We start from the raw sequence: 14,251 nt of genomic DNA on the forward strand, positions 1-14,251 counted from the left end.
CCCGCAGCCTTCCTGTTGTTTTTCTGTATTGAGATAGTGTTATGTCTTCTCGTATTTTGACGCCGAACGTGATTGGTATTGACGCCTTTGTCGCCGATCCTGCTGCCATTCTTGCTAAAACAGAAGGTGGTGCACTGGCCGTATTTGCGAACAATGCGCCCGCGTTCTACGCCATCACGCCGGAACGGCTGGCACAATTGTTAGCGCTGGAAGAAAAGCTCGCCCGTCCGGGCAGCGATGTGGCGCTGGATACGCAGTTCTTTGAAGAGCCTGCGCCCATGCCTGTCGCCGTGCCGATGGGCAAATTTGCCATGTACGCGGGCTGGCAGCCGGACGCTGAATTTTTACGGCTCTCCGCGCTGTGGGGAATTGCCCTCAGCGAGCCGGTCACCCCGGAAGAACTGGCTTCATTTGTCGCTTACTGGCAGGCAGAAGGGAAAGTGTTCCATCACGTGCAGTGGCAGCAAAAACTGGCGCGCAGCGTACAAATGGGCCGCGCGAGCAATAACGGCCAGCCGAAGCGCGACCTGAACAGCGTGTCCGAACCCGATAATCATATTCCCCCTGGTTTCAGAGGATGAGCATGAAAAACGTTGGCGATTTAATGCAACGCCTGCAAAAGATGATGCCGGCGAACGTCAAGCCCGCCTTCACCACCGGTGAAGAGCTGCTGGCCTGGCAAAAAGAGCAGGGAAAAATCCGTGCCGCTGCGCTGGAGCGGGAAAACCGCGCCATGAAAATGCAGCGCACATTTAACCGCTCGGGCATTCGCCCGCTGCACCAGAACTGCTCGTTCGACAATTATCGTGTGGAAAACGAAGGCCAGATGAACGCGCTATCCAAAGCGCGTCAATACGTGGAAGAGTTCGATGGCAACATTGCCAGCTTTATCTTCTCCGGCAAGCCGGGTACCGGGAAAAACCATCTGGCGGCGGCCATCTGCAATGAACTGCTCCTTCGCGGGAAATCGGTGTTAATCATCACCGTTGCCGACATTATGTCGGCCATGAAGGATACCTTCAGCAATCGCGAAACCAGCGAAGAGCAACTGCTGAACGATCTCAGCCAGGTCGACCTGCTGGTGATCGACGAAATCGGCGTGCAAACGGAGTCGCGCTACGAGAAAGTGATCATCAACCAGATTGTCGATCGTCGCTCTTCTTCCAAACGCCCTACCGGTATGCTCACCAACAGCAATATGGATGAGATGAATAAATTGCTGGGTGAACGCGTGATGGACCGTATGCGCCTTGGTAATAGTCTGTGGGTGATTTTTAACTGGGACAGCTATCGCAGCCGGGTCACCGGCAAAGAGTATTGAGATAAATCTTGGTGCCGACAGGGAGTATACTGGCGGCCTAATACATTCATTGCATGAATAGAGTGCTTCTCATGAAAACGACCAAATCCCTGTTTTGCGGCGCTATCCTCGCGGGTGCCTTCTTCGCAACGGCGGCCAACGCCAATTCCCTGACCGATACCCTGAGCAGTGCAGCCAGCCAGCTGGGCGGCCAGAGCAGCAGCCAGCAGAGCGGCACATCGCTCTCTTCATTAACCAGCCTGCTGAATGGCGGTTCGCAGTCACTGAGCTCGAGCACCATGAATAACGCGGCGGGCATTATGGGTTACTGTGCAAAAGAGAAAATCACCTCGGTTGCCAACGTCGATAACATCAAATCTCAGGTGCTGGATAAACTGGGTCTGGACACTGCCGCTGAGCAGAAAAAAGACACCAGCTATATGGACGGCATCCAGGGCCTGCTGAATGCAAAAGATGGCCAGCAGCTGAATCTTGAAAGCCTGGGCAATACCGATCTGGGTAAAAAAGTGAAAGCTAAAGCCTGCGATCTGGTGCTGAAACAGGGTGTGAACTTCCTCTCCTGATCCCGCTGAGCGCGCGGATGAGCGACTCTTTGCTTATCCGCATGCTGCAACATCCGTCTTACGCCCCATGCACAAAAGTTCCCTTCTACGACGATAAATTCGGCTATTTATAAACCAATTCTGAACAACAGCACACTTTGATGACGCTAGAATTGCAGCAATACGACGGCATGATTACATTATGCTGTTCAATAAATGTCTGGCCAGAAAACTGGCGCTGTTGAGGATACGTAGTGTCAGAGTTGCTCTCCCTTGCTCTTTTTCTTGCCTCCGTGGCGATTTACGCCCTGAAGGCAGGCCGCAATACGTGGTGGTTCGCCGCTACGCTGATTGTTTTGGGATTTTTTGTCGTACTCAACATTACGCTCTACGCCAGCGACTATTTCACCGGCGACGGCATCAATGACGCCGTACTTTACACGCTCACCAACAGCCTGACCGGCGCGGGAGTCAGTAAATACATCCTGCCAGGTATCGGCCTGGTGTTAGGGCTGGTTGCCGTATTCGGCACGCTCGGCTGGCTGTTGCGTCGCCGCCGTCATCATCCGCATCATTTTGGTTACAGCCTGCTGGCGCTGGTGCTGGCAGTGGGTTCCGTCGATGCCAGCCCTGCCTTTCGCCAGATTAGCGAGCTGGTAAAATCCCAGTCGCGCGACGGCGATCCTGATTTCTCTATCTATTACAAAGAGCCAGCCAAGAGTATTCCGCAACCAAAACTGAACCTCGTCTACATCTACGGTGAAAGCCTGGAGCGCACCTATTTTGATAACGAGGCGTTTCCGGATCTCGCGCCGGAACTTGGCGCGCTGAAAAACGACAGCATCGATTTCAGCCACACCATGCAGTTGCCGGGCACCGACTACACCATTGCCGGGATGGTCGCGTCACAATGTGGCATTCCGCTGTTCGCACCGTTTGAAGGCAACGCTTCCGCATCGCTCTCCAGCTTCTTCCCGCAGAATATCTGCCTTGGCGATATCCTGAAAAACTCCGGCTATGAAAACTATTTCGTGCAGGGCGCGAACCTGCGCTTCGCCGGGAAAGATGTGTTCCTGAAGTCGCACGGTTTCGACAACCTCTACGGCTCCGAAGAGCTGAAAGCCACCGTTGATGACCCAAACTACCGCAACGACTGGGGCTTCTACGATGACACGGTGCTGGACGAAGCGTGGAAAAAATTCGAAACGCTCTCTAAAGAGGGCAAGCGTTTCTCGCTGTTTACCCTCACCGTCGACACGCATCACCCGGATGGTTTTATCTCGCGCAGCTGCTCGCGTAAAAGCTATGAAATTGGCGGCAAGGCCAATCAGTCCTTTAGCGCTGTCAGTTGCAGCCAGCAGAACATTGCGGAATTCATTAACAGAATCAAAGCCTCGCCGTACTTTAAAAACACGGTAATTGTGGTCTCCTCCGATCATCTGGCGATGAAAAATACCGCCTGGGATTACCTTAATAAGCAGGATCGCAACAACCTGTTCTTCGTCCTGCGCGGCGACCAGCCTCAGCAGGAAGTGATGGCGCAAAAGCGTAACACCATGGATAACGGCGCAACGGTGCTCGATATTCTGGGCGGTGATAACTTCATCGGCCTTGGGCGCAGCAGCTTGTCGGGCGAATCGCTGTCGACCATTTTCCTCAATATGAAAGAGAAAGTGCTGGCGTGGAAACCGGATATCATCCGCCTGTGGAATTTCCCGAAAGAGATGAAAGATTTCACCATCGACTCGCAGAAAAACATGATCGCTTTCTCCGGCAGCCATTTCCGTCTGCCGCTGCTGTTACGCGTGTCGGAAAAACGCGTCGAGCCGCTGCCGGAAAGTGAATACTCTGCGCCGCTGCGCTATCAGCTAGCCGATTTTGCCCCGCGCGATAACTTTGTCTGGATTGACCGCTGCTACAAAATGGGCCAGCTATGGGCGCCGGAATTCGCGCTCTCCACCGACTGGTGCGTCTCGCAGGGGCAACTGGGCGGCGAACAAAAAGTACAGCACGTCGATAAAGCGCAGTGGAAAGGCAAAACGGCGTTCAAAGACACGGTGATCGACATGACGCGCTACAACGGTAACGTCGACACGTTGAAAGTGGTGGATAACGATATTCGCTACAAAGCCGACAGCTTTATCTTCAACGTCGCTGGTGCGCCGGAAGAGGTGAAGCAGTTTAGCGGCATTTCGCGCCCGGAAGCCTGGGGGCGCTGGTCCAACGCACAGTTGGGCAACGAAGTGAAGATTGAGTATCAGCATCCGCTGCCGAAGAAATTTGATTTGGTGATCACCGCGAAAGCGTTTGGTCAGAATGCTGATAAACCGATCCCCGTGCGCGTTGGCAATAGCGAGCAAACGCTGACGCTTGGGCACGATGTGACCACCACTACGCTGCACTTCGATAACCCGGCGCAGGCCAACACGCTGGTGATTGTTCCACCAGCGCCTGAGTCTACAAACGAAGGAAATATCCTCGGCCACTCCCCGCGTCAGCTGGGGATTGGGATGGTGGAGATTAAAGTGGTTGAGGCGCAGGGGTAAGGGCCCCCTCACCCCGCCCTCTCCCTGTACGGTCCGGGGACATGGTAGACAGGTGTTCGGGGACATGGTGAACACTTTTTAACATCCTTTACCCATGGTGATCGACTTTTTCTTCAGGTCGATCACCCCCACTTTCGTACTGTACCACCACACTTCATAGCAGCCATCCTCCTGCGTCTCCTTCAGCCCGACCCGCTCTCCCCTGAACGCATTGCCTGCCTTCAGACTGATACCTTTTATGCTCAGCTTCCCGCTGATATCGACCTTCCTCACCATCACCCCTTCATCATATTCCGGTGGCGTAATGCTGTCGCTGTACTGCCTTGCAGACGGCTGATACCGCGAGGCCGGAACGGCCATACCCAGTGCTTCATGGGGCCGTTCAAGGTTATACACCGTACGCCAGTGGTCGAAAGCTCGCTGCAGCTCACCGCTGTCTGTGAACCACTTACCCTGCAGTACTTCCGCCTTCAGGCTGCGGTGAAAACGTTCCAGCTTGCCCTGTGTCTGCGGATGGTATGGCCGGGAATGCCCCACCCGGATACCCTGGCGCATCAGCCACAACTCAAGTGCCGTCCAGGTGCCGGTGGTGTCGCCCCACGGTGAGCCGTTGTCCATCGTCATCCGGTCTGGCAGCCCGTAGCGTTCAAACACGCTGACCAGCTGCTGCTGCACGGTCTCACGGCGTTCATCGGTGCAGGGTGCCAGACACAGGGAGAAACGAGAGTGGTCGTCCAGCAGGGTGAGCGGATGGCAGCGGCCCCCGCCGAAGGGGAAGTGGCCCTTAAAATCCATCTGCCAGAGCCGGTTCGGCGCGTCATGTTCGAAGCGCCCTGTGGCCGGAATGCCCGGAGCCGTGCCCGGTAGCAGACCGTGACGGGCCATCAGGTTATGGACGGTGCTGAAGGCGGGCATACGGTGCCCCTGGTCTTCGAGCCAGCGCTTTATCTTGCGGGCGCCCCAGCGCTCATGACGGGCATGGGCGATGCGCAGCAGGTCAGTGATATCATCCGGAGAACGGTTGGGAGAGTGATGAGGTACGCGGGGACGGTCCAGAAGACCGGATGCGCCTTCCTCAGCCCAGCGACGAAGCCACTTGTAACCGGTGGCGGGAGAAATGCCGTAGTGACGGCAGAGGGAACGGATGTTCGCCCCGTCTTGTGAGGCGAACAGAACAAACTCGGAACGTAATGACATGGTATCTCTCGCATCCCAGGGCATAAGCGACTCCATAAACGGATTCTTATGCCTTAGTTGTAAGTGTCTACCATGTCCCCGAACAAGTGTTCAATATGTCCCCGGACTGTACAGGGAGAGGGTTAGGGTGAGGGTGAGGGCCTTAAAACGTCTCCCAGTTCTCCCCGGCATCCGTCGCCGCAGCTTTGCGTTGCACCGGCTTCACCGCTACCACGCGCTCTTCCGCTTTCTCCTGAAGCGCTTTTTCCTGCTGGATATGGAACACCGCCACCGCCTGGGTCAGCCTGCTGGCCTGTTCTTCCAGCGCCGCAGCCGCTGCGGCGGACTCTTCCACCAGCGAGGCGTTCTGTTGAGTAACGCGGTCCATCTCCGACACCGCCAGCCCAACCTGGTCGATACCGCGGCTCTGCTCATCAGACGCCGACGCAATCTCGCCCATAATGTCGGTCACGCGGGTCACCGCATTCACAATCTCATCCATGGTTTCCCCGGCGCTTTCCACCAGCGTCGAACCCAAATCAACACGGCTTACCGAGTCTTCAATCAGGCTCTTAATTTCGCGGGCCGCCTGCGCGCTGCGCTGGGCCAGATTACGCACTTCCCCCGCTACTACCGCAAAACCACGCCCCTGCTCGCCTGCTCGCGCCGCTTCGACCGCCGCGTTGAGCGCCAGAATGTTGGTCTGGAAGGCAATACCGTCGATTACGCTGATAATATCGGCAATCTTCTGCGAACTGGCGGTAATGTCACGCATGGTTTGCACCACGTTATCTACTACTTTACCGCCCTTCTGCGCCGTCTCCGAGGCGCTCAGCGCAAGGTTGCTCGCCTGACGGGCGTTCTCGGCGTTCTGCTTCACGGTAGCAGTTAGCTCTTCCATACTGGCAGCGGTCTCTTCCAGCGAAGCGGCCTGCTGTTCAGTACGTGAAGAGAGATCGTTATTGCCCATCGCAATCTCGCTCGCGCCGCTATAAATCGCGTCCGCGCCGTTGCGTACTTCACCGACGGTGCGCGCCAGTTCGCCCTGCATATGACGTAGCGTGCTGGCCAGTTGCCCCATTTCGTTGCGCCCTTCTACATCAATGCGACGAACAAGATCGCCCCCGGCAATATGGCGAATGCTTTCAATCAGGCTTTGCAGCGGCAGGATCAGGGTTTTACGAATGCCAAACCAGACGATCGCAATCGCCAGCAGTACGGCAATCATGACACCGGCTAAGATCCACATCGCTTGATCGTATGAACGGTTGTTATCGGCGACGGCCAAATCGTATAAACGATCGTTCTGTTGCAGATAATCGACATACGCCTGCTCAAACCTGTCCTGATAGCCTTGAGTTGGCTGGTCGAAGAAGTCGTTGATTTTGCCCGCGCCCAGTAGCTGAATCAGCTCGGCCAGCGCACTGTGGTAGATGTCGTAGTTGCGTTTGATTTCCAGCGCCGCCGACTCGCTCTGACGCGGGTCACGCGGCATTGCTTCATACTCGGCCCAACGCTTTTCCGCATCACTCAGCGATTTCTGCGCAACCTGCATCAGTTCCGCCACCGTCGCGCCGCTGCCGATATTGTTCTGATCCATCATGTAGCGGATCCCGGCGCGGTTTAAGGTATTGCGGGTTTGCAGCAAAGCCACCCAGCTGCCGTTGAGGCCAGACTGCTGCTGGCGAACGGTTTGTAGAACGGTGAAGTTTTCCTTGTCGTTTTTGAGCGCGTTGAAGAACAGCCCGCCCGACGTGAGTTGTAATAGTCCAAATAACACCAAAACCAGCACTAAGCTGGTCACGATCTTGATACGTTTTAACATGCTTTCTCTTCCTCCTGGCGAATTACGGTTTTCGGCCTGGATAGAGAAAACTTTAAGAAAAGGTGCAACCTTGAATTGCCGGATGGCGGCTACGCCTTATCCGGCCTACGGTATGGTGCTGTTTTTTGCAGGATGGCGGCTGCGCCTTGTCCGGCCTACGGTTTGGCAATGTTTAATCAAGCGCTTAACGCACGGATATCATCGTACAGCGACTGGGTGATCGCCACGCCCTGCTTTTCACTGTTTAGCCGCGATAAATATCGACGCTCGCCCGGTAACCGCGCGCCCTGCGCCTGCATACCGCTGAATAACGTTTCGGCCCGCACCAGATGGGCGCTGGCGTCCTCGCCGAGGAAGCGCGTCGGGTCAAGCGCCAGAATCAATTCGCCACCGTACGGCAGGCCGCCTGCGCCGTTATCCCACGCCAGAGATTCCGCGCTGGTCATATCGCCAATCAGCGGCCCGGCGAGCAGCTCAACCATGGCCGCCAGCGCTGAACCTTTATGCCCGCCAAAGGTAAGCATCGCGCCCTCCAGCACCGCCTGTGGATCGGTGGTGGCGTTGCCCTCGCTGTCGATGCCCCAGCCTTCAGGGATCGCTTTCCCGGCACGATGATGCAGTTGAATTTCACCGCGCGCCGCCGCGCTCGTCGCCATATCAAAAATAAACGGATGCTGATCGCCGCGCGGCCAGCCAAAGGCTATCGGGTTAGTACCAAAAAGCGGCTGCGTGCCGCCTGCGGGTGCAACCCAGGCGTGGCTTGGGGTGGTCGCCAGCGCCACCAGCCCGGCATCGGTCAGCGGTTCTACGTCGGCAAACAAGGCGGAGAAGTGTACACAGCGATTGATCGCCAGCGCCGCAATCCCACACTGACGCGTTTTCTCAATCAACAGCGGCAGCGCTTGCTCAAAGGCCAGCAGCGAGTACGCGCCATGCGCATCCGCTTTGACAATCGCCGGAGCCTGAGAAATCACCGTAGGCAGCGCATCAGCTGACACCTTTCCTTTACGCAACGTGTCGACAATGCCCAATAATCGCCAAAGGCCGTGCGATGCGCAGCCGTCACGTTCACCGGCAGTGACGTTTTGCGCAATCACCGCCGCATGTTGCTCACTGAATCCATTACTGCTGAGCGCGTGATACGCCAGCGCGTAAGCCTCATCCAGAGAGAGGGTTACTGTTTCCATGAAAAGCTCCTTTATGATTTTCATCTCCAATAACGTTGATTAGAGACGGCAGGGTTACTTAACCGTATATTAATTTTCACTTAACAACAATGGCACAACCATTTTCGCCAAACAGATAAAAAATATATATACCGTTTATAAATTGGAATAAATCACCATATAAAAGCCAAATGCATTTATAAATATCTTTAAACGCCCCCAACGGGGTAGGCTTTTTCTCATTCTTCTCCGAGCCGGCGATAATGTCATCGCGGGCCAGAACGGGTGTGAAAATGATGATAACCGCATTAACTCTGGCAGAACCCCGCTATCAGGTCCGGGTTCTGAGTAACAATTATTTCTTTTGGCTGGGCGTGAAAAACCTGGTACGTCAGCAGGGAAAACCAACCGCTGATATTCAGTGGGTAAAAGAGAACAACGACGGCCAGCAGCGTTTACTGTGCCAGGAAATTTATGCCACTCCGATTGCGCAAAAGTGGCTGGTCTTTACGGAAAGTGAGCAGGTAGACAACCTGAGCGTGATGCTGCCGGATGACCGGGTGAACATTCTTTCCGATCGTCTGGCAATGACGGAGCTGCAAGAACAGCTGAAAAATCCCACGTTCAGCCGCCGCCGCCGCGATAAACAACTCACCCGCTCTGAAGCGCGCGTCTGCTCGCTGATCCGTCAGGGCTTTACGCTGGTGCGGATTGCGCAAATCCTCAATAAGTCGCCGAAAACGATTTATACCCATAAGCGCAACGCAATGGATAAATTCCACTGCGATACGCTGGTAGAGTTCAACCGCAAAATGAATTTGATGGAACAGCAGGCCCTGTACAACTAATGCGCAGGCGGTAATCATTGTTGGGATCAATGTTATAGGTAACATAACAACCTATAATTTAAGCTAATATAAAGGCACTTTGCCTTTGGCTCTCTCGATTCCGGACGCGCTTACCGCACATGAAATATCTGCTCGCTGACGCGATCATCTATGACAACGAAGATGGCTCGCTCTCCCTGAAGGGAGAGGCGAGTGACGAGAGTCAGATGTTGACCAGCACCGCAAACCATATCTTCAGTTTATTAATTGCCCATCATGGCATGGTGGTGGATCGCGAGAAATTTCTGCAAGAGGTGTGGGATGAGCGTGGCTTAACAGGCTCCAATAACTCACTTAATCAGTACATTAGCATCTTGCGCAAATTGCTGGATAACATGGTGCCCGGCACTACGTTTATCGTTACCGTACCGAAAACAGGTTTTATGCTGAATGCCGAGATAAGTGTGCAACCGCTCAGCCGTGAAAGCGTGCCCGCGCTTCCCGCGCCGGAACGTGCGCCGCGTTCCCGCCCGACGTTAGCCATTTGGCTGGGCATTGCCACGATGATCGTCGCGGCCATTTGCGGCAGTTATATCTCGCAAAAACAGTCACCGTTAGTGACTGGCCGCTATTTACTGACCCAGATTGATGGTTGCCCGGTTTATACTTTCACGCCGATTGCTGACGTTTTCCAGAAGCAGGCCGTGGCGCTAACCCGTCAAATCAAAGAAAGCAGCGGATTATCTTGCCTGGAAAACTCCGTATTCTATGTGCATATCCAGAACACGCTGTTTTATGGGGATAAGGGCAGACTGGTGCTTTCGCAGTGCTCACGCTCAAGCCAAAACACCAGCACCTGTAGCACCAATTACTTTTATGAGTGGTGACAGATGAAGTCCCGAACCCTTCTGATAATTGCCTTTATTTTCGTAAACATCACGCTTATCGCCGCGACAATATGGTGGCTTAATAAGCCAGAACCGCTGGCGTTTAACTGCCAGGGGCAGCTCAACTTTAAGGAAAGCCGGGACAATAACCCGTTTAATTTTGACGGCCAGATTGTGATGCACTTTAATCCGGATGGCAGCGGCTATTTCATCATGACCGGAAGCCTGATGGCGAACGAGAAGACGCATACCGTCTCGCGGCAGGAGAATTTCAGCTGGCGTAATCTGCACGACAGTTTGTACGAAATTCACATTCAGAACATCGAACGATTCAGCCACGATCGCGTACCGGATAAAATTTTCGAAGCCTACACCGCCGGTATTCTGCTGGGCCAGAAGCGCCTGCTTAGCATCCAGCGCACGCCGGAACACGCCACTATCATTGGCAATTTCTACTCACCGCTTTTGTTGTGCGCTAACTAGTTTTTATCGTCCGTATTCTCGCTCTGGCGCAAACTGCCCAGCGCAATAAACTCGCCCAGCAGCGCGGTAAGCTGCTGCATTTTCTCTGGCGTAAACTCATTTTCAATCAGCCGATAAGCTTCTTCTACCTGCGTTTGCGCGCGCGCGTATAGCGCCTGCCCCTCTTTGGTAAGCGACACGAACAGCTTGCGCTGATCGTTGACCGGCTTTAAGCGCAGCACCAGGCCATCGCGTTCCATGCGCGTCAAAATACCGGTCAGGCTTGGGCGCAAAATGCAGGCGCGAAACGCCAGATCGTGAAAATCCATTGATGGGTTCTCGGCGAGAATGCGCACGATACGCCACTGCTGCTCGGTCAAATTATGCTGCTTAACGATGGGACGAAAGTAGCTCATCGCCGCTTCGCGCGCCTGCAACAGAGCGATTGTCAAAGATTCGTGCATCGTTCTTCCCCAGAGTACTCAAAAAATCATTAATAACGAAACAATTAGCAAACACGGCGTTGTTCGGCAACCGGTTTCTTTGTTTTGTCATCGACCCAAAATCACAACCACAATATAATTTATTGATTTTAATTGATTTAATAAATTTAACTGTAAATATATTGTTAATAACATCACAAATATTTCACTTACTTTTGCCAAACGACGCGATCAGGAATAAAAGAGATCATTAACATATTAATGAAAATAAAACTCACCGAATCAGCCCTGAGGAGAGGTCAATGAAAGGCACCGTCTTCGCCGTCGCTCTAAACCACCGCAGCCAGATTGACGCCTGGCACAACGCGTTCCAGCAAGCGCCCTATAAAACGCCGCCCAAAACTGCCGTCTGGTTTATTAAACCGCGTAATACCGTGATTGGCGCGGGGGAGCCCATTCCTTTCCCACAGGGCGAAACGGTGCAAAGCGGCGCAACCGTGGCGCTGATTGTCGGCAAAACGGCAACCAAAGTGCGCGTTGAAGACGCCGCAGAGTACATCGCGGGCTTTGCGTTGGCGAACGACGTCAGCCTGCCGGAAGAGAGCTTCTACCGCCCGGCGATCAAAGCCAAATGCCGCGATGGTTTCTGCCCGATGGGCGAAACGGTGGCGCTGAAAGATGTTGATAACCTGACGATTGTTACCGAAATCAACGGTCGCGAAGCGGATCGCTGGAGTACCGCCGATTTACAGCGCAACGCCGCACAGCTGCTGAGCGCCCTGAGCGAATTCGCCACGCTGAACCCTGGCGACGCCATTCTGCTTGGTACACCACAAACCCGCGTGGACATTCAACCCGGCGACCAGGTACGCATTCTGGCCGAAGGTTTCCCGCCGCTGGAAAACCCGGTGGTGGACGATCGCGAAGTCACCACGCGTAAAACCTTCCCGTCGATGCCACACCCGCACGGCACGCTGTTTGCCCTCGGCCTGAACTACGCCGACCACGCCAGCGAACTGGAATTTAAGCCACCGGAAGAGCCGCTGGTGTTCCTGAAAGCGCCAAATACCCTCACGGGCGATAACCAGACCTCCGTGCGCCCGAACAATATTGAATACATGCACTACGAAGCGGAGCTGGTGGTGGTGATTGGCAAGCAGGCGCGTAACGTCAGCGAAGCCGATGCTATGGATTATGTCGCGGGCTACACCGTGTGTAACGACTACGCCATTCGCGACTATCTGGAAAACTACTACCGCCCTAACCTGCGGGTAAAAAGCCGCGACGGACTGACGCCGATGCTTTCAACCATCGTGCCGAAAGAGGCGATCCCGGACCCGCATAATCTGACCCTTCGCACCTTCGTCAACGGCGAACTGCGCCAGCAGGGTACTACCGCCGATCTGATCTTCAGCGTCCCCTTCCTGATCGCCTACTTAAGCGAATTTATGACCCTGAATCCGGGCGACATGATCGCCACCGGCACACCAAAAGGCTTATCTGACGTGGTGCCTGGCGATGAAGTGGTGGTGGAAGTCGAAGGTGTGGGCCGCCTGGTGAACAGAATTGTCAGTGAGGAGACTGCAAAATGAGAAAGATAAACCATTGGATCAACGGCAAAAATGTTGCAGGTAACGACTACTTCCAGACCACCAACCCGGCAACGGGTGAAGTGTTGGCGGATGTGGCCTCTGGCGGTGAAGCGGAGATCAATCAGGCGGTAGCGGCAGCGAAAGAGGCGTTCCCGAAATGGGCCAATCTGCCGATGAAAGAGCGTGCGCGCCTGATGCGCCGTCTGGGCGATTTGATCGACCAGAACGTGCCGGAGATCGCCGCGATGGAAACCGCGGACACCGGCCTGCCGATCCATCAGACCAAAAATGTGTTGATCCCACGCGCTTCCCACAACTTTGAATTTTTCGCCGAAGTCTGCCAGCAGATGAACGGCAAGACCTACCCGGTTGACGACAAGATGCTCAACTACACGCTGGTGCAGCCGGTGGGCGTTTGTGCGCTGGTGTCGCCGTGGAACGTACCGTTTATGACCGCCACCTGGAAGGTCGCGCCGTGTCTGGCGCTGGGCAATACCGCGGTGCTGAAGATGTCGGAACTCTCTCCTCTGACCGCTGACCGCCTGGGTGAGCTGGCACTGGAAGCCGGGATTCCGGCCGGCGTGCTGAACGTGGTGCAGGGCTACGGCGCAACCGCAGGCGATGCGCTGGTGCGTCATCATGACGTGCGTGCCGTATCGTTCACCGGCGGTACCGCCACCGGGCGCAACATCATGAAAAACGCCGGGCTGAAAAAATACTCCATGGAGCTGGGCGGCAAATCGCCGGTGCTGATTTTTGAGGATGCCGATATTGAGCGCGCGCTGGACGCCGCCCTGTTCACCATCTTCTCAATCAACGGCGAGCGCTGTACCGCCGGTTCGCGCATCTTTATTCAGCAGAGCATCTACCCGGAATTCGTTAAACGCTTTGCCGAACGCGCTAACCGTCTGCGCGTGGGCGATCCGACCGATCCGAATACCCAGGTTGGCGCGCTGATCAGCCAGCAACACTGGGAAAAAGTCTCCGGCTATATCCGTCTCGGCATTGAAGAAGGCGCAACCCTGCTGGCGGGCGGTCCGGATAAACCGTCCGACCTGCCTGCGCACCTGAAAGGCGGTAACTTCCTGCGCCCAACGGTGCTGGCAGACGTTGATAACCGTATGCGCGTCGCCCAGGAAGAGATTTTCGGGCCGGTCGCCTGCCTGCTGCCGTTTAAAGACGAAGCCGAAGGTCTGCGCCTGGCAAACGACGTGGAGTACGGCCTCGCGTCGTATATCTGGACGCAGGATGTCAGCAAAGTGTTACGCCTGGCGCGTGGCATTGAAGCAGGCATGGTGTTCGTCAATACCCAGAACGTGCGTGACCTGCGCCAGCCGTTTGGCGGCGTAAAAGCCTCCGGCACCGGGCGTGAAGGCGGTGAGTACAGCTTCGAAGTGTTCGCGGAAATGAAGAACGTCTGCATTTCCATGGGCGACCATCCAATTCCGAAATGGGGAGTCTGAT

Annotated in this window: 13 protein-coding genes; 9 read left to right on the top strand and 4 right to left on the bottom strand. The window is 55.1% G+C overall.

Annotation, left to right across the window (positions count from 1 at the left end; all coding sequences use genetic code 11):
• Positions 1–41 precede the first annotated feature (41 nt).
• The 4 genes from dnaT to opgB all read left to right on the top strand — a co-directional run bounded on the left by dnaT (position 42) and on the right by opgB (position 4,409).
• Positions 42–581, top strand: coding sequence for a primosomal protein DnaT (gene dnaT / locus G163CM_RS14830; RefSeq protein WP_015966045.1), 540 nt, complete (start codon positions 42–44; stop codon positions 579–581).
• Between the two features lie 2 nt (positions 582–583).
• Positions 584–1,321: a replicative helicase loader DnaC gene (dnaC, locus tag G163CM_RS14835; RefSeq protein ID WP_015966046.1), complete on the top strand. Its 738-nt coding sequence runs from the start codon at positions 584–586 to the stop codon at positions 1,319–1,321.
• Positions 1,322–1,392: 71 nt separating this feature from the next.
• Positions 1,393–1,884: a YjjA family protein gene (locus G163CM_RS14840; RefSeq protein WP_015966047.1), complete on the top strand. Its 492-nt coding sequence runs from the start codon at positions 1,393–1,395 to the stop codon at positions 1,882–1,884.
• A 233-nt stretch (positions 1,885–2,117) separates the two neighbouring features.
• Positions 2,118–4,409: a phosphatidylglycerol--membrane-oligosaccharide glycerophosphotransferase gene (gene opgB / locus G163CM_RS14845; protein ID WP_231825476.1), complete on the top strand. Its 2,292-nt coding sequence runs from the start codon at positions 2,118–2,120 to the stop codon at positions 4,407–4,409.
• A 78-nt stretch (positions 4,410–4,487) separates the two neighbouring features.
• Here the strand turns inward: opgB and G163CM_RS14850 are convergent, their stop codons facing one another.
• The 3 genes from G163CM_RS14850 to G163CM_RS14860 form a co-directional block, all read right to left on the bottom strand.
• Positions 4,488–5,630 (bottom strand): IS481 family transposase, encoded by a 1,143-nt coding sequence (locus tag G163CM_RS14850; RefSeq protein ID WP_420851090.1) that lies wholly within the window; start codon positions 5,628–5,630, stop codon positions 4,488–4,490.
• A gap of 118 nt (positions 5,631–5,748) precedes the next feature.
• Complete coding sequence (gene tsr, locus G163CM_RS14855; RefSeq protein ID WP_231825477.1) at positions 5,749–7,410, bottom strand: methyl-accepting chemotaxis protein; 1,662 nt, start codon at positions 7,408–7,410, stop codon at positions 5,749–5,751.
• A 176-nt stretch (positions 7,411–7,586) separates the two neighbouring features.
• Complete coding sequence (locus G163CM_RS14860) at positions 7,587–8,597, bottom strand: Ldh family oxidoreductase (RefSeq protein ID WP_231825478.1); 1,011 nt, start codon at positions 8,595–8,597, stop codon at positions 7,587–7,589.
• Positions 8,598–8,869: 272 nt separating this feature from the next.
• Here G163CM_RS14860 and G163CM_RS14865 point away from each other — a divergent pair, with 272 nt between their 5' ends.
• From G163CM_RS14865 to G163CM_RS14875, 3 genes are all read left to right on the top strand, one after another.
• Positions 8,870–9,424: a helix-turn-helix transcriptional regulator gene (locus tag G163CM_RS14865; RefSeq protein WP_231825479.1), complete on the top strand. Its 555-nt coding sequence runs from the start codon at positions 8,870–8,872 to the stop codon at positions 9,422–9,424.
• A 119-nt stretch (positions 9,425–9,543) separates the two neighbouring features.
• Positions 9,544–10,290 (top strand): winged helix-turn-helix domain-containing protein, encoded by a 747-nt coding sequence (locus G163CM_RS14870; protein ID WP_231825480.1) that lies wholly within the window; start codon positions 9,544–9,546, stop codon positions 10,288–10,290.
• Between the two features lie 3 nt (positions 10,291–10,293).
• Positions 10,294–10,773 carry a FidL-like protein gene (locus G163CM_RS14875; protein ID WP_231825481.1) on the top strand — a complete coding sequence of 160 codons (480 nt, stop codon included), beginning with the start codon at positions 10,294–10,296 and terminating at the stop codon, positions 10,771–10,773.
• Here G163CM_RS14875 and hpaR read toward each other — a convergent pair.
• A complete protein-coding gene (gene hpaR, locus G163CM_RS14880) occupies positions 10,770–11,216 on the bottom strand; it encodes a homoprotocatechuate degradation operon regulator HpaR (RefSeq protein ID WP_231825482.1) in 447 nt (148 codons plus the stop codon). The genes G163CM_RS14875 and hpaR overlap by 4 nt on opposite strands.
• A gap of 281 nt (positions 11,217–11,497) precedes the next feature.
• Between hpaR and hpaG the strand changes: the two genes are divergently transcribed.
• Both hpaG and hpaE read left to right on the top strand, forming a co-directional pair.
• A complete protein-coding gene (gene hpaG / locus G163CM_RS14885; protein ID WP_231825483.1) occupies positions 11,498–12,787 on the top strand; it encodes a 4-hydroxyphenylacetate degradation bifunctional isomerase/decarboxylase in 1,290 nt (429 codons plus the stop codon).
• Positions 12,784–14,250, top strand: coding sequence for a 5-carboxymethyl-2-hydroxymuconate semialdehyde dehydrogenase (gene hpaE, locus G163CM_RS14890; RefSeq protein WP_015966056.1), 1,467 nt, complete (start codon positions 12,784–12,786; stop codon positions 14,248–14,250). Before hpaG ends, hpaE begins: the two co-directional genes overlap by 4 nt.
• Position 14,251: the final 1 nt, after the last annotated feature.

The organism is Pseudocitrobacter corydidari, assembly GCF_021172065.1.
GTDB lineage: Bacteria > Pseudomonadota > Gammaproteobacteria > Enterobacterales > Enterobacteriaceae > Pseudocitrobacter > Pseudocitrobacter corydidari.